The following is a 17,153-nucleotide window of genomic DNA, read 5'->3' as shown; positions in this document are numbered from 1 at the left end:
TCATCGCCTGAATAGATTTAGCCTTTACTTACTTTAACGTCTTTTCCTCCCTGGAAGACAGCCAATGATGTTCCTCTCAGTTTCAGATCGCCTTTAGAAGTTTGTATATCTGCTTCTCCGGAAATGCTTTTAAAGGTATTTCCTGTACTTTCGGTTTGATCCTGTTTTACGGTAACTGTTTTATTTTCAGAAGTCTGAGTGTATCTTTTTGTGATAGATTCGGTATGGTCATTTCCGATATGCATCATACTGTCTTTTCCAATCTTGGTCGTCATATTTCTACCCACAGAAATCTGCATATCTTCACCAGCGGTAAAGGTCATATTCTTGGGTGCGGTAACATGAATATTTCCCTGGCCATCCATAAAATAGGTATTTCCGCTTGGGTCTTTAATGGTGACACTTTTTTCGGCATCATTCATTAAAACCTTAATGCCGCTTCTGGTCTGTATAGATTTCAAATGATTGTCCACACCTCCGCCCAGGCCTACCTGCCCATGAAACATTCCTCCCATGGCGAATGGAAAATCGGGATTGTGGTATTCAAATCCTACCATTACCTGATCGCCAATCTCTGGAACAGCTACAAAGCCTCTGTTTTGGGTGATGGCCTCTGTTCCCCCTGCATCGGGGCTCATCATTCTGATAAAGTGGGTGGTATCATTTAACTGCCAGTCAAACCGAACCTGTACTCTTCCCTGATTCAACGGATCTACATTGGAAATCACGGTAGCCACCTGTGGTTCTGCTTTGGGCATTTCAAAATCGGGTTTTGGCATAAATCCGGTTCCTTCAGCTATGGCTTCAAAGCTTCCGGTATAATATCCTCTTGCATTCACTTCATGGGTGACCTCGGTAATCATAAGGGTTGTAAAATGAGAGGTTTCGCTGCTGTCAGCCTTTCTCATCGCTAAATCTGCCACACAGCCAATATAGAGGAACGGAACAGTTGTTTGCCCTGTCACCGTAAAAACTTCTACTGCTTTGCTTCCTCTTGCGCTTTTTTGGGAATCATCCACATCCAAGAACATATTGGCATTTACAGGAGTAGGAGTTAATGATCTGGTGGTGAAAATAGTATCATTCAGTTCATAAGCTTTGGAAGACAGTTCTCCTAAATGCTGTATACGGTCATCAGCTCCCGTCATTTTAGTATGGTTGCTGCTGTTGTAGCCAAAATATTCCGGCTTGGTATGAACTGCTTTTAGCTCTACAAGTACATCCGTTACATTGCTTCCATACACCAATTGGATAGGCTTTTCTGAAGCGGGAAGTTTTCCGAAATGCAGGATTTCACCATCATAATAAAACTGTTCTCCGTAGGCTTCTGCAATCCTTGTCAGATAATTGTAATGGGTTTCATTATATTGCGCGCTGTAGCTGATGTAGCTTTTGTTTTGGGTATCTACTCTGAAATCAAATTTACTTGTTCCTAATGTCTCCCGGATAATGCGGTTGGCAATTATATTGGTATTCACCTGCTGGTTTCCTCCGAAACTCTGGGTATGCGGGGCAGCATCCATCAGAATCGTGGGGCTTTGTCCTTTTAAGATAATATTTCCCAGGCTCATTTTTTCCTGGCTGAAGGCTACTTTGGTGATGAGGCCCACAAATGTTCTTTCGGGGCTTTCATTTTCGTAATCTTTATATTTAAAAACAATGGTGATTCTCTTTCCTAAAAACTTTTGGGCCTGCTCAAGGTTGTGGTTTTGTACTTCGCCTAGAGAATCATGAGCCAATACCAGTTCGAAATCATGGTGCTTTCTGGCACTCTGTTGTAAACGAAAGTGTTTAAAATGATTGACAGCCTTGCCCTCAACCACTATTTCCAGCTTGACCACACGGTTGATACCCGAAATGTGGTTTTCTGAAACTTTCTCAGAATTTGAGGTGTTTTTCATAATATTTTGTGCGTTTTTTTTGGTATTATGTCACCGAAGTTAGAGAAAAAATAGATTATGAAATGGAAAACTATATTAAATTTGAAAAATTGTAGTAAAACTACGATTGAGGAAAAATCCTGTTCAGAATAACTTCAGACTGATGTTATGAAAATAAACTGTGTTAAGTTTGATTAAAGTTACGGATGAACAGCGTTCTAATATAGTTACCGGAAGATTTTTGTATTCTCTGATCGTGAGGCTTCCTGCTGATCTCAAAAAAAAGCCCGCAAATAGGGTTACTATTTTGCGGGCAATGTATTTTCTCCTGTGTGCGGTATTTTGTTTTAATCCGGTTGAGGGTATAGTGGAGGGCAGCTGTGACGATAGTCGCATCTGGAGTAATACTAAAAACTATATGAAAGGATTGGTGTGGTAGCGGTACAAATCAGATCTTGCAGGATCCGGCCTTAGCGCATAATGGAAGCTTTAGGAAGTATTTAGTAGCACTTTAGTTTTTTCTTTTTCAGAAGGCTTTTTGTTATATTTGTGGAAACTCATATTTAATGAAACCAAAAATATTTATTGGATCGTCTGTAGAATCTTTGGAAATAGCTCATAATATTCAAGAGCTATTGGAACATGAAGCGAATCCCACAGTTTGGACACAAGGTATTTTCGAATTATCAAATACAGCTCTCGAAGATTTGATCAAAGCATTAGATAGCTTTGATTATGCTATATTCATATTTAAACCAGAGGACGTTTCTACCATTAGAGATAAAAACTATAATATAGTTAGAGATAATGTTATTTTTGAACTAGGACTTTTTATCGGAAAACTAGGAAAAGACAAAGTTTTCTTTGTTGCGCCAAAACACACAAAAGATTTCCATTTACCCAGTGATTTAGCAGGAATCAATTATGGTACTTATGATGCAGATAGAGATGATGAAAATATATTAGCAGCATTGGGTCCGTTTTGCAATCAAATAAGAAGAAAGCTGAAAGATTTTAAATATAACAGTCTAAAAGGATTTGAAAATGAATCTAAGATTATTAAAGATATTCTAGTTGAAAAGAAAATTGCTTGGGAGTTCAGATTAGCTGCTGAATTTCTTAGAGAAAGACTTAAATATTTACAAAAGGATTATGAAAAATTACAAAATAACCTTTATTATAAAACATCTCGAACTTTAGATTATAAAGAATATTGTAGATTCATGAACGACAAGCTGCGAGACTTTTTACAGTTAATGAAGATTTTCACCAATACCTACAATATTGAGTTATACAAATCCTTTGGAGAAACTGGAGTTGCAGGAGATCCACATGCAATAAAAGCAAGCGTGGAAAGCTTAAAGGAAGTATGTTCTCATTTATTTCATTGGGAGGCGGAAGTTCTAGCAGTATCAGCGCCTGATGAAGTGGAAATGATTCCTATTTATATTAAAGGGTGGACAAGGGCTGTTTTTGATAGAATGAATGAGCTTCCGGATATTATCTATGCTAGGACAAATGCAGGAGCTTTGAAAGAAAATGAAAACACTGTTGATTTAAATTTTGAACAGATAAATTTCCCAAATTCCAAAGAGGTTTTCGTTTTAATGAATAATCTAATCGAAAAAATAAAAGAGTATATGTAATATAAAAAAAAGCCCTTAAATTGGCAGTTATGGTCGGAAGAAATTCCGGCCATATTTTTTGTGTTTATGTTTTGAAGACTTTAGCAGGATCACCTCCCGCTGCACAAAGTCTCCCGACTTTGAGCTAGTAAGTAAGAGGATTACTTCCTTTAAGTTTGCTCCAAAGTCAGGAGACTTCGGAGAGCGGGTATTTCTTAAAGATTTCAAAAGTTTCATCACAAAAAAAAATCCCAACTTTCGTCAGGATTTATTTGATAGTTTAATGTATTTTTTCATATCAAAATCAAAGAGCTCTTGTAGTGTAACATTGAGTTCTTTGCTGATTATAAGTAGGGTGTCATAGCGAGGATTTGTATTTCCTCTTTCTAATTCTCCGATTGTCTTCTTTGCATGCCCAGTTCTTAAACCCAGTTCTTCTTGTGAAATAGGTTTATTCGTCTCGGGATTTATAACTTTCTTTCTCAGTTCAGAAATTCTATAACCAAGAGCTTTTTTACAGTTATTAAGTTCGATTTCATTCATTAACTGTAAAATTCTAAGTTTGAAGTTAAAATTTAGGATACTTATATGTATCCTTTTTGGTTTTTTTTATTACATTTGTACAATAAGCTACAATAAAGTAGCTTTGCGATACTTCAAAGAATATTAGAAGCTATTGCTTAGAATCTTGTCATTGAAAACTGGTAATTTTTAGACACACAAGACGATAAGCAGGAAGCTCACGACCTAGGCGTGGGTTCTCTTATCTGTGTGCAAGGTATACCAGTACCTCAATGACGGATATTGTAGAGTCCCATGCCGTTTTTATTTCATGCTGTTCAGCTTTTCTACAATCCTCTTTTTCTAAGCCCGCTTTATCACATAAAGTATCATGACGCGTTACAATGGGGTGTACAATCCGTTGCGGCCTTCGGGCTTTCTGAAAAACACAAATTTTATCATAAGTTTTTATTTTTTGTCTTGTATGGGTGGGAAGTCCGGCATTGGAAAGGCTTCCTCCCATTTTACAACTGCTAAAGCAATGTAACAGACAACAAATAAATAAACGTTCAGCTGCCGGTATTATGAAATCTTCATGGTGCAGGAAGAGCTGTGTTCAATGACAACAACCAATGAATGATGAAAAGAAATAACTACTTAATTACAAAAAATTATCGCATGAAAAATAGAAGAACAGACTTTGAAGCCCATTTTTTGGAAGATCCTAAAAAAGATTCCGGAGTAGAGCTTCTTGAGAATTTTTTTAAGTTCAATGAGCTGGCTGCCTCTAAAGAGAAGCTGAACAACATTACAAACTGTGCAGTAAAAGGAAATACATGGCTAAAAGATGATCCCTCTGCTATTTTTCATTTTCGCCAGTCGATGCAGTCGTTTATCCGTGCAGGCTATCTTATTACGCTGAAGAAAAAGAAAAGGCATGCCAGTACTCCCTTAGAAAATGTTTCTCCCTGGCTTCCCGGTTTACTTTCTGAGAAAGAATACCAAAATCCTTTGCGCGTCTTCAAAAAAGCATTCGAAGAATACAGCATCAAAGAGTTTGACTATTTTATATCCGGCATGGTTTATTTCTCACTGGGAGCCTACGGCAATATACCGGAAAGCAATATCGTCAGTCCGTACATTCATCTGACGAAAATGCTGGATGCTGCACATCTTATTTTGCAAAGGAGAGGGAAGGGATAGATAGATCCACTCAATATTTGAAAAGAAAAATAGAAGCAAAGATTAAATTAATGACTATTATTGTGCTATGAGTTTCGGATTAATTGAATATTACTGTAATTAAAGTAAGAACCGGATAAATACTATTATATATACCAGTAGAGATTGAAAAAAATTATTTGACACATGAAGCTACCTATCGAATTAGAAACCCAATATGTGAAAGATGTTCTTTATAATACTTCCTTAAAAGATCTTCCGGAAGAGGTCTGGAAGTTAATTGAAGGTTTTGAGAATTATGCAGTTTCCAACTACGGCCGGGTAAAAAGTTTGGAGCGTCTCACTCTAATATCTAACGGGAGACCAGGAAAGATAGAACCCGAATTGATCATGAAACTGATTTTTGTAAAACAGTTTAATAATTATCTGAAAAGTAATATTTATAATGTTCATTGTGGGCTCTCTTTGTATGGTCAGAAATACCGTAAATCTGTAGCCCGTTTAGTATACTATCATTTTGTTGAAAAATTTGATGTGAGCGACCGTACTATAGCCATCGTCTCAAAGGATGACAATGGACTGCACGTTCATAGTGGTAATTTGGAGAAGATTTCTGCCCGTGAGAGGAGTGCTAAAATATACCAAAAGAACAGAGCCCGGAACCGGGATGTCATCTATCAGCAGCCTGTAAGCCAATACTCTGTAGAAGGTGAACTGATCTGTAATTTTGAAAGTATGTATGCTGCTAAAAAAGCCCTGGATATCGGATGTGAAAGTATAATGGATGTTATCAATAAAGAATTTTTGACAGCAGGAGGATTCCGGTGGTTTTTACAAAGCTACATTCCGAAGAAAGAGGATTTTATAGTAATTACAAAATCCAAGATCTCCGATAGAAGGCTTAACACATCTCTTTGGGAAAAGCTGGGCAAACCTCCAATAGATGAAAGTAATCCGCCTGCCTGTATGAATCTTTCACTCGAAGATCTCCCAGGCGAATACTGGAAACCAATCCCCGGTTTTGAAGCCCGCTTTGCTATTTCCAATAAAGGAAGAATAAAACGGCTAAGCGGCTGGACCTCTATAGGAAGGAAAATATTTTTGAAAGAGCACATTCTTTCCCAGATTATGGGGCCCAGCGGTCATACAACTTATCTTTTTTACTGCTTGTTGCGGGAGAATGGTAAAAATAAGAGTGTGACAGTTACCCGGTTGCTTTATTATTGTTTTGTAAAAGAGTTTGATCTACATAGCAGAACCCTGGTGGTCGTTAATCAGAATGAACCGTTCTGGAATATAGATCTATCAAAACTATCATTACAACCTATTTATTCTGTGCTTAAGAGGGGAAGGGATAATAAAGCATAAGAAGACATAAGTTTTTGAAAATCTTTTATTTTCATCTAAAGTACACTTTCTTATGCGGGAATATATAAAGCTTCTAAAGTGGAGTAAAGTCTTTTGGGATTACACTTCTGCAAATTGGAAAGAATTATAAAAAAAAGCGGCAAATATCGTAGATATTTGCCGCTTTTCTAAGTAAAATAAAATGGTCTTCAGACTGTGTAAAACAAGGTTATTCTATCCATAGATATCCCATAGAATAAGTTCTGGCCTTACCTGCCACAATCACTCTTTCATCTTTGTTTTCGCAATAAAGCTGGCCGCCTCTTTCTGAAAGCTGGCGGGCAAAAAGCTTATCTTTTCCTGATCTTGATGACCAGAACGGAATGAGTGAGCAGTGCGAAGAGCCGGTTACAGGATCTTCAAGAATGGAGGACTGCGGTGTAAAATACCGCGAAACAAAATCACTGTCAGAACCTGGTGCTGTCACAACAACGCCTCCGGGGTCCAGATTGATAAGGTCAAAAACTGATCTTTCAATTTTGATTTTTTTGAGGTCTTCTTCAGACTCGTATACCAGAACATAGTCTCTGGATTTGTAGACTTCCTTAGGCTGTATATTGAGAGACTGGGCTATATTATCCGGAAGGGTAGATGCTTCAGGCATTCTTGACGGGAAATCCATATAGTAGAATCCATCTTTTACCTCTACTGTTAATTCACCGCTTTTGGTTTCAAAAACGATCCTGCTGTTCTTATAGTTTAAGATGGAAGCCAGGCAATGAGCCGTAGCAAGGGTAGCATGTCCGCATAGGTCCATCTCTATTTCAGGGGTAAACCATCTCAGATGAATGGTGCTGCCATTATCAATGAAAAAAGCTGTTTCTGCTACCGCATTTTCACGGGCTATTTTTAAGAGAATCTCATCGGGTAACCAGTTTTTTAACGGAACAACACATGCAGGATTTCCATGGAAAATCTCTTCTGTAAATGCATCTATCTGATATAATTCTAACTTCATGATTGAGAAATTTTAGGTGAGCGGCAAAGATAAATAAAAACCAGTGTTTTCTAATAACTCAGAGCATTTGTTGTAACCGCATTTTCAACATTCTGTTTACTGATTACTGAGCATTTGTTGTCAAAGGCAAGAATAAAATCTCCTAAAGCGGTCCCCACAGGATGATCTAAAAACGAATTTTTAGATGGCCCGGCTCTGTTGGGGCAGGGGACAGCCGGACTGGAAATGTCCTTTCATCGTATCATACAGTCTTAATTGGATTTAAGAATATAAGAGTCTGCTGCAGCTACAGAATAGAGGGGGCAAAAAACTTTCATAAGAATAAAAAAAAAATGAATTTTGAACACTGTAAGTAAATAATTCACTGACGAATAAGATGATAAAGTACGGATAGGTCAGAGATCACTCAAAAAAGCATAGAATTCCGCTGTAACCCATACAGGCATTTCCCGAATTATCAGTTTGTCAAAACTAATTCCAATAATCAAAATGAGTACACCATTAAATATAATTTTCAGCTGGTTTGAAAAAGGTGATATTCCCACAGAATATCAGTTTAAGGAGACCTTTTCTTCATTCCGTCATTTAGATGAAAAAATCAGAATGGATGAGGTGATGGGGCTAAATGAAGCTTTTCAAAAAACGCTGCCAGCCACCACTTTTACAAATCATCTGGAAGATGAAAGCGCGCATATTTCGGTGCTGGCAAAACGTAATGCCTCCAATCTTACTGCCGCTAATGTAAACGAATGGAAAGAAAAATTAAAAATCAAATTTGCAGCTACTATAGATGAGGGTGAAGAGACAGGAAATGTCTATACAAAAGAGCAAATCGGAGAAATTGTAAATAGGTTTCAGGCAAAAGATGATGAATTACTTGAACGTATTGCAAAAATTGACGGAATGCTGGCCTCTAACGATGTAAACCTGGATGAACTTCAGGAGATCGCAGACTATATCAAAGAAAACAGAGCGCAGATAGAACTGCTTAAAGAAACTGTTATCGGAAGCAACTCAGATGATAAGATCAACCTTGTTAAAATGTATTCAAACTGGGGCGCGGTCACTCATCAAAATCAGTTTAATGATTTGGTGTATGATAAAATCAAAAAAATCGAAGATGCAGCCAGTTCCGAAAAAATGAAGCATGAAGAGAGAGTAAGGGGGGACAGCAGGATAAAACATGATCTTGATACACTAAGTTTTGTGATTGATGCTTATGACACCGTGACACTATTTACAATACCTCTGAAGGTGAGAAGAATAGATACCAATACGATTGAAGTGCTTTTTGATTCACTGCCTCCGAATATAATTCAAATAACCATTAAAAAAATATAATTATGGACATTAAATACGCTTATTACCGAAGTTCTGTTGGATATAAAATAGAAGGGAAAACAGACAATGATATTTTAACTGCCGGCGGCAGCACGAGGCCAATCAATTCTTTCTGGCATGATGGAAATTTAAATCCCTTGGATTATGTACCCAAAACACGAACTCTGACCATTAATGGTACGACGTATGATTTGTCAGCAAACAGATCATTTACAACGTCAGACACCATTACCCGCCTGAAAGGTGGCGCATCCGGTTCTTTGGTGTCCGGGGATGTCACCCTTGCAGCAGGGGCTAATATGGTGATTAACCAGGCCGGCAATACCATCACATTAGCCTCTACAGATACCACCTACAGTGCGGGCAATGGGTTGACATTGACAGGAACTTCATTTTCTTTACCCGTTGCTACTTCAGGTACAGGAAATGTGGTTACGGGAGTTACTCAGACGCCCAACGGAATAACGGTGAATCTGGGCTCTGTGCCTACCTCAGCAGATCTGGCCAACTATATCCCGTTATCACAAAAAGGGACAGCGAATGGGATTGCTACGCTGGATGCAGCCGGGCAGGTCCCTGCCTCTCAGTTGCCATCTTACGTGGATGATGTTTTGGAGGGATATTATAAATCTGCTGACGGAAAATTTTACAAAGAAGCGGCTTTTAACAACCTCATCGCCGGAGAAACGGGTAAAATTTATGTATCTCTTGATACCAACAAAACGTACCGATGGACGGGAACAACGTTCGTTTATATTACTTCCGGAGCGGTAGATTCCGTCAATGGATTAACGGGTGTTGTCGTTTTAAACAAATCCCATGTCGGTTTAAGTAATGTTGATAATACAGCAGATGCCGCGAAGAATGTTCTTTCCGCTACCAAGTGGATTACACCTAGAACGGTTACACTTTCCGGAGTTACTGCAACGGCACAAACCATTGACGGTTCGGCAAATGTATCAATTCCTGTTACAGCTGTTCCTGCGACATTACTTACAGGGACTGCAGCCATCAATACAACCGGATCAGCAGCAAAACTGACAACACCGAGAACAATTTCTGCAACAGGTGATGCCGCTTGGACCACAACTTTTGACGGTTCAGCAAATGTTACCTCAGCGTTGACATTAGCTGCAACAGGCGTGACTGCCGGAACTTATGATGAGGTGACAGTTGATGCTAAAGGTAGAGTTATTGCCGGAAGTAATAACGTAAAATCATACACTACGGCTATTTCCGGAACAGCGAGTGTGGCACACAATTTAGGAACCAGAAATGTAGATGTTGCCATGTATGACACAGTGACATTCTACAAAATCGAAGGCAGGATAAAATTAACCGATCCTAATAAAATAGATGTTGAATTTGATTCTGCTTTGCCTAACACTGTATCCATAACAGTAACCCGTAAAGATATTTAGAATGGATGTAAAATATGCATATTATAGCACTTCTAAAGGCTATAGAGTAGTGGGCGGTACAGCCGCCCACTTTTTAAAGGCGGATGGTTCCTTAGATGGTAAAGAGTATATTGATAAGAATTCAGAACAAACCATAGATTCTACAAAAACCATAGGTATTCAAAATACTCTATATTCCGGATGGGACAGATCATCAGTAGCCAACCCGCAGATGGGGCCAATCTCTTTACTTAATCTTGCATTACAGGGAGCTTATCCTTTATATGGAGATGAGGAATTCAGAAATGGGAACAATAATATAGCCGTTTATAATAACTCCGGTAATGGTACTGTAACTATGACCAGGGAAGTGGCCTCTAATCTTCCGAATAGGTCAGGAGTGCAGCTGAGATTCAATTACAATGGTAGTGGAGCCTCTCCTGGTTTAGGTGGATTTATATTAGGGTTTATGGCACGAACGAATGCTGTATTTATTCAGAAGTTTATGGCCAAACTTCCTGTAGGATATTCATTTAATAATGCTGAAAACTACATGGGAGCCAATGCTTCAGTCACTTGGTTAACATCAAGAGCCGGGACCGGGAAATGGGAAACCTATGTAAGAGCAGTGATGTGCGGAACCGGAACCGGTTTTGGAAATGGAGGCCATGTATATGTTAGCGGTCCCAATACGGCACTGGAATTCTATTTAGCTTTTGCTGAAATTTATGAAGTAAACAGCTCCGTATTTTCCAGAATAAAAGAAGCTTTCTATGCGAAGAATGAAACAATCCATTTTAATGGGGCTGTATCTGACTTAATTACTGTTGGGGATTCATATACCCAGAAAAAATTATTGTCCACATCATGGGATGGAGCTACTGGGGATCAAATTCTCTTAAGGGTTCCGGGAAACCAGAATAATGGAGCTTATCTCAGATATTCTCAGAATGGAACTTTAAATGGTAATATAGGATCATTGGGGTCAGATAATTTAACGGGAGGTCAGATACTCAGTTCTCAGGGAAATATTCTTTACCTGGGAAATTCATCTTTACCCAATATGATACTTCAGAGTACCACTAACACTCAGTTTAATTATGCAGGAGCAGGCAGCATTTATAACTTTAATGTTAATGGCGTTTACTTAGATAGAAATATTAATTTTAATCAGGATAACTCTGGCGTTAATTTCTTTGATGGAGGTAAGATCTATAAAAAAGCTGGAGGGGGAGTCCATATCAATAAAGGAAATAATGGACTGGATCCCAGAATTGAAACTGCAGACGGGTCTCAGTCATGGGTAATATTCCATGGAGGAAATTATAATCCTTTTAAGAATTTAAGAAATGGAGTTGTTTTAGAAGATGTTTCAGAATCAGGTATTTACAGACAGGAGGTGCCGACATCCGAATATAATTATACAACTACTTTAAACCTAAACTCTTCTGACGGCAGGCAGCAGCTTACTATTGACAGAAGCGGAAAGGGAATGAAATTCCGCGGAACTCCTACGGGTTCAGGAAATGCAAGCTGGTCAGATTGGAGGGAAGTTTATCATTCAGGGAATTTTAATCCTGCTAATTATATAACACAGTTTACTTTAAATAACCAGTTAGGTAATTATGCTGCACTGAATGGCGTTCAGACTTTTACAAATACCAATACTTTTCAGCGGAGCCCGGTTATTCCGGCGGGAACTTTAGGAACTCATGCCGTGAATCTAAACCAGCTGAGTACAAAAGCTAATGGTCAGGAAAATGCTTTGGCAGTTGGTTTCTCATCTGGAGATGTACCGACTCCGGATGGAAATTCGTTTCCGTATATGTATCATAATTCAGGATTGTATGTAGCGTTAGCAACACAGTCTTATCTGCAAACAAACTTTTTAAGTACACCGAATGGTACCTCTGTCATCATATCAGGTTCGAATCTGAATAATTACCTTAAAACAGGTTTTTACAGAGGTTCAGGATTAGCTAATGCACCAATCAACAATACCGGTTGGTGGTATGTGACCATTGAAACCCATGATAGTACCTGGGTTACCCAAAAGGCAACCTCATTTGGTTCAGGTAACACGCCCAATGTGACTTATCATAGGACGATGGCTGGAGGCAGCTGGTCAGATTGGGCACAGGTTTGGACCGCTCAGGATTTTACGGCAGGGAGTATTCAGCAATGGAATTATATGGCGCAGTACGGGTTACAGCTCAACTCTGAATTTTCAGTTAATACAGGATCAGCTTTAGCCATTGGAGATGGTCATTTTGGAGGGGAATCCGGGGTTATAGACTTTAAATGGGGTGCCCTTGTAGCGGCAAAAAGAAAAGAATATTACTGTTATGGTTCAGAGCATGATGCATGGTCTGGTCTCAACTACCATGGGGAGAGTAAACTCTTCGGAATGGGAAGGGAAGCTAATAAGGATGATAAGTTAACCGTAGCAGGCTCCGTAAAAGCCAGTAAAAACTTTAAATCAGAGGATGAAAGTCCGGATACCATTTTTATTCCTAATGGCAGAACAGCTGCTCTGAAAGATGAAATTGTTAATGATCAGTCTGATTCTTATAATTATGCCGTCAGATTAGACCCACACGAATATGAGTTCGCTTCTTCCGGGGCTCTTAATATAGACGATAGAAACAGGCTTCTCCATATTATTGGAGAAAAGATTAAAATGATGGTGAATTTCAAGGAAATCTATCCAAAACAGCAGATCGTTATTTATAATTTTGACAAATCCGGCGGTACGATGGAAGTTAAAATATATGGCAAAACGGTGTATAATATTAGTCCGGACTGTTCTCTCAGATTGTATGTGACAAAATCACGAAGAGTGATTGCAGAACAGGAACAGAAATCTATGTTTATTTGGTAAGAAAATAAAATAGGTATTCTACGGGATATAAAAATTAAAAAACTTCTCACCATAATTTAAAATAAAACCCACAGTCAGAGGATGAAAGCCTTCTGATTGTGGGTTTTGTATTACCATGAGCGTTGTAATAATAAAATTGGCACCTATACCGATGAAAATATCAAATAGATGAAGAATATATAAGAACATCAAACAAGAGTATTGAGCGTTTTTAAGTTAAAGGAGAATTACAGAACGCTTTTTCAGCCTTAAATTCTGATATCATAAGCTATGGACTTTCCGCCATTGCATTGGGAAAAGAGGTTGAACTTCCTTACAAGCACCATAGAGTTGAAATAAACACAGGTCTATACGATCAATATGTTGGTCAATATGATACAATTACCATATTGAAAATTGACGGTAAACTTTATTTTAACAATGCAGACATGGAGCTTATCCCAGAATCTGAAACCAAATTTTTTAGAGCGGATAATAATGACAGAACAGTTGAATTCATTCCGGACAGTGCGGGTCTTTACCATTCTATAATTCTGACAAAAGGAGGAGTAAAAGAAGTGGTAAGAAGGACGAAATAGCCACAATGGTCTTGAAAGTTACATACAAAATTTAAACAGGTTTATTTTCATTAAATACAAAACAAGAAATCCAGTGAGCTACTGGATTTCTTCGATATTTAATCATATACGATTATTATCTGTTTTATAAAATAGCATATGATCTACTTGATCACAGTCGCCTTAAAAGATAAGGACGAGCCGCCACCACTACCGGAATCATATATATAAACAGTGACTGTATTTGCTGCTGTTACTTTTGTCGTATAGATAGGTGGATAAGTACTGGTTCCTGCCGAAATAGTACCAGTTGGGTTTACAATAACCGCATCACCCACAGCTGCGCCATTGACTGTAATGGTAAACGTACCTGCTGATCCTGCTGCTGGCAGGGTGATATTAGCTGTTCCTGTTAATAACTGTACACCACCGCTGCCTGGCGCAGACCAGGTTCCATCCCCTCTAAGATATGTGGAAGAACTCGCTGTACCGGAAGAGGTAGATATTTTGGCTACGGTAACAGACGCATCAGCAATTTGACTTGTTGTTACCTTCGAAGTTCCAATAGTTGTAACTCCAGAATTGTTCATTGTGATGTCACCGCTTATACTTACCGGATTAGAAGGAGCAAATGGAGTAGATCCTGTTATGTAGACCTGTCCTGAAGCTGTTCCATTGGCAAAACCTGCCCCCGTGACTCCAGCTATTCCCTGAACCCCTTGGGCTCCTGTTGCTCCCGTTACACCAGCTATTCCCTGTGCACCCACCGGCCCTGTTGCTCCTGTAACTCCAGCAAGTCCCTGTGCACCCACTGGCCCTGTTGCTCCTGTAATTCCCTGAATCCCTGTTGCTCCTGTTGCTCCCGTTACACCAGCTATTCCCTGTGCACCCACCGGCCCTGTTGCTCCTGTAACTCCAGCTAGTCCCTGTGCACCCACTGGCCCTGTTGCTCCTGTAACTCCAGCTAGTCCCTGAGCACCAACTGGCCCTGTTGCTCCTGTAACTCCAGCTAGTCCCTGTGCACCCACTGGCCCTGTTGCTCCTGTAATACCAGCTATTCCCTGAATCCCTTGGGCTCCTGTTGCTCCCGTTACACCAGCTAGTCCCTGAGCACCAACTGGCCCTGTTGCTCCCGTTACACCAGCTAATCCCTGAGCTCCTGCTGGCCCTGTTGCTCCAGTGGCTCCTTGGGGTCCAGGAAGGGAACTTCCTGAAGTTTTCGCATATAAAGCATAAGGAACACTTAATAATTGTGATGTTCCTGTTATGGTATAGTTGTTTGATCCACCAGGATCTGTTTCTATTTTTATAAAGTAAGTATCCGCTCCCCAGTTAATTGTAGAATAAGAACCACTCACTAATGTACCGGCACCTATTTTTACAGTCACCAAGCCATTGCTATTGGTAGGCTGAGTTTGAGTTTCAGAGTATACTACTGCTCCTGTTGTAGAACCTTTCAATATAGAAAATCTCATTCCTACATTCTGATTGCTAACCAATTGATTACTTGAATTTCTGATAATAGCCTGATAGCTCATTGCATCCTGCACTTGCGAAAACACTAAAGCAGAAGCCAGAGAGGCTGCTAGAAAAGAAAGCTTTTTCATAGGTAATTAGTTTTTTATATTTTATTTATCTGTTTTTAGAACCTTAAAAATTTTGATGGTCTTCCCTTCTTTTGATACTTTTAATAAATAGATTGAAGCTGGATAAGATGCCATTATAATTTGAGTTTGTGCCTGAAGAACAGGTTGGCTTGCCAGTAACTTGCCGCTGCTGTCAAAAATATCATAACGATATTTATTATAATCTTTAAACCCCATTTTCAAATTAAGAATATCTGCTGTGGGGTTGGGGAAAATAGTAAGGTTCAAACTGATTTCGGTGATATCAACTCCTAATGTTGGTGTGATTTCATAAGAATGCTGAACACCTGTTGCAATATTTCCTGCAGGAGAAGATGCTGTTTCATAAAAAATCTGGCCTAAAGAAGCTGTAACATTCCCTGTGGTGCCTGACATATTAGTGCCACTGGTATTTAGAGTTTCTTGTCCCGAAACCTGAATCGAGAAACTAGCAAGAAACAAAGAAAGTGTAAAAAGTGTAGTTTTCATATCATATTAGCGAATATATTATTAGTTTTTTATTATCTATCAAATATATAATTATATTATGATAACTATATTAATTTATAATTAAAAAGAATCATACTATATTTCTGCTATTTCTATCATTCTATCCTTTTACATTAAAACTGATTGATGAAAACTAAGAAAAGAGAATTTTGATACATCGTACCCATTAGATAAGATCCCTTAAATACTCTCTATTTTGTTTTACAGAAAGACAATCTGGTCTTGAAAGAGATGCTTTCTCATTGTATTCATGGGCCTTTTTATAGTCTCCTAAAAAAGATAAACAGACACAAGCCTCAATATTAGGGATATATCCTGAATAATCAGAAAATACAAAACCAACAGGATTGGCATTAGGAAGCCTTGTAGCCAAATCAAACCATTTAAATGCCTGATGATAATTTTGCTCCTCTTTATAATAATATCCCAGTTCACAACAAATATCCGACCTTGGAACGTCATATTCAAAGCTTTTGAATAAAATCGGCAGAATTTTTTCTTGAGCGCCCATCTTTTTATATTCAATAGCTAATTGATGGCAAGCCGTTATGATATCTTCTCCCCAGCCTGATCCCAAATTTAAAAACTTTTCATAGCAGGCTATAGCTTTAGCCGTCTCGTTATGATCTTTCAGTTCCCTGGCATAATAATACCATTGCCTTGCAGAAAATTCTTTTCCATTCTTCTCCAAAGCTCTGTATATATCTATATTTCTTGTAGAAAGTTCTTCAGTTTTTGTTTTTTTATGCCAAATTTCAATATCCGTATACTGCAGATTACCGATCAGAGGAATACATTCATGAACCGGATCGATCCATTGATAGTTTTTACTTCTTTTAAATAATCTCTCCCGTGTTGAATGAAAAGAAGGATTGTTGTTGTGATCAAATGACAAAACATATTTCATAGTGACCATCTCAACATGATCTTTCAGGGTTTTCTTCAGGTCATTAATTTCTGCCACTGATTTTTCCGGGACAACATCATCAGCATCCAGCCACATCTGATAATCCATAACCGCTTTGGAAAATGCAAAATTGCGGGCTGCGGAAAAATCATTAACCCATTCAAAATCGAAAATTTTGTCTGTAAATTGTTGAGCAATTTCTTTGGTCCTATCAGTAGAGCCAGTATCTACTATGATGATTTCGTCTGCAAATTTTATTGCACTCTCCAAACATCTGCCTAGAACTTTCTCTTCATTTTTAACAATTAGACACAGGCTTATTTTCATTGGCTTCAAATGATTTTTAGGGTATAAATATACAGGTATTAATTGTAGCTAT

14 protein-coding genes are annotated in these 17,153 nt (G+C 38.5%); 7 read left to right on the top strand and 7 right to left on the bottom strand.

The window, feature by feature from the left end; all coding sequences use genetic code 11:
* Positions 1-17 precede the first annotated feature (17 nt).
* Positions 18-1,901, bottom strand: coding sequence for a type VI secretion system Vgr family protein (locus tag LF887_RS15190; protein WP_236855091.1), 1,884 nt, complete (start codon positions 1,899-1,901; stop codon positions 18-20).
* Positions 1,902-2,446: 545 nt separating this feature from the next.
* Here LF887_RS15190 and LF887_RS15185 point away from each other — a divergent pair.
* Positions 2,447-3,526 carry a nucleotide-binding protein gene (locus LF887_RS15185; protein ID WP_236855090.1) on the top strand — a complete coding sequence of 360 codons (1,080 nt, stop codon included), beginning with the start codon at positions 2,447-2,449 and terminating at the stop codon, positions 3,524-3,526.
* 240 nt (positions 3,527-3,766) lie between these two features.
* On the opposite strand, the gene LF887_RS15180 is transcribed toward LF887_RS15185, so the two are convergent.
* Positions 3,767-4,048 (bottom strand): helix-turn-helix domain-containing protein, encoded by a 282-nt coding sequence (locus LF887_RS15180; RefSeq protein WP_236855089.1) that lies wholly within the window; start codon positions 4,046-4,048, stop codon positions 3,767-3,769.
* Between the two features lie 220 nt (positions 4,049-4,268).
* Positions 4,269-4,529 (bottom strand): hypothetical protein, encoded by a 261-nt coding sequence (locus tag LF887_RS15175; RefSeq protein WP_236855088.1) that lies wholly within the window; start codon positions 4,527-4,529, stop codon positions 4,269-4,271.
* Between the two features lie 155 nt (positions 4,530-4,684).
* Here LF887_RS15175 and LF887_RS15170 point away from each other — a divergent pair, with 155 nt between their 5' ends.
* Both LF887_RS15170 and LF887_RS15165 read left to right on the top strand, forming a co-directional pair.
* Positions 4,685-5,209, top strand: a complete 525-nt coding sequence (locus LF887_RS15170) for a hypothetical protein (RefSeq protein WP_236855087.1) — start codon at positions 4,685-4,687, stop codon at positions 5,207-5,209.
* A 165-nt stretch (positions 5,210-5,374) separates the two neighbouring features.
* Positions 5,375-6,556: an NUMOD4 domain-containing protein gene (locus LF887_RS15165; protein ID WP_236855086.1), complete on the top strand. Its 1,182-nt coding sequence runs from the start codon at positions 5,375-5,377 to the stop codon at positions 6,554-6,556.
* Positions 6,557-6,764: 208 nt separating this feature from the next.
* Here LF887_RS15165 and LF887_RS15160 read toward each other — a convergent pair whose 3' ends face one another.
* Positions 6,765-7,553 carry a PhzF family phenazine biosynthesis protein gene (locus LF887_RS15160; protein WP_236855085.1) on the bottom strand — a complete coding sequence of 263 codons (789 nt, stop codon included), beginning with the start codon at positions 7,551-7,553 and terminating at the stop codon, positions 6,765-6,767.
* A gap of 489 nt (positions 7,554-8,042) precedes the next feature.
* On the opposite strand from LF887_RS15160, the gene LF887_RS15155 reads away from it, so the two are divergent.
* From LF887_RS15155 to LF887_RS15140, 4 genes are all read left to right on the top strand, one after another.
* Positions 8,043-8,894, top strand: a complete 852-nt coding sequence (locus LF887_RS15155) for a hypothetical protein (protein ID WP_236855084.1) — start codon at positions 8,043-8,045, stop codon at positions 8,892-8,894.
* A 2-nt stretch (positions 8,895-8,896) separates the two neighbouring features.
* Positions 8,897-10,315, top strand: coding sequence for a hypothetical protein (locus LF887_RS15150; protein WP_236855083.1), 1,419 nt, complete (start codon positions 8,897-8,899; stop codon positions 10,313-10,315).
* 1 nt (position 10,316) lies between these two features.
* Positions 10,317-13,175, top strand: a complete 2,859-nt coding sequence (locus tag LF887_RS15145; RefSeq protein ID WP_236855082.1) for a pyocin knob domain-containing protein — start codon at positions 10,317-10,319, stop codon at positions 13,173-13,175.
* A gap of 290 nt (positions 13,176-13,465) precedes the next feature.
* On the top strand, positions 13,466-13,753 hold the full coding sequence (locus tag LF887_RS15140; RefSeq protein WP_236855081.1) for a hypothetical protein: 288 nt from the start codon (positions 13,466-13,468) through the stop codon (positions 13,751-13,753).
* 143 nt (positions 13,754-13,896) lie between these two features.
* Here LF887_RS15140 and LF887_RS24330 read toward each other — a convergent pair whose 3' ends face one another.
* The 3 genes from LF887_RS24330 to LF887_RS15125 form a co-directional block, all read right to left on the bottom strand.
* Entirely contained in the window at positions 13,897-15,339 is a 1,443-nt protein-coding gene (locus LF887_RS24330; RefSeq protein WP_317207775.1) for a hypothetical protein, read from the bottom strand.
* 21 nt (positions 15,340-15,360) lie between these two features.
* Positions 15,361-15,846: a T9SS type A sorting domain-containing protein gene (locus LF887_RS15130; protein ID WP_236855080.1), complete on the bottom strand. Its 486-nt coding sequence runs from the start codon at positions 15,844-15,846 to the stop codon at positions 15,361-15,363.
* A gap of 187 nt (positions 15,847-16,033) precedes the next feature.
* Positions 16,034-17,101: a glycosyltransferase gene (locus LF887_RS15125; RefSeq protein WP_236855079.1), complete on the bottom strand. Its 1,068-nt coding sequence runs from the start codon at positions 17,099-17,101 to the stop codon at positions 16,034-16,036.
* Between the last annotated feature and the right edge of the window lie 52 nt (positions 17,102-17,153).

The organism is Chryseobacterium sp. MEBOG06 (genome assembly GCF_021869765.1).
In the GTDB taxonomy this organism is placed as follows: Bacteria; Bacteroidota; Bacteroidia; order Flavobacteriales; family Weeksellaceae; genus Chryseobacterium.
Note: the sequence above shows the minus strand (reverse complement) of the source record. Positions and strands in the feature narration are given on the sequence as shown.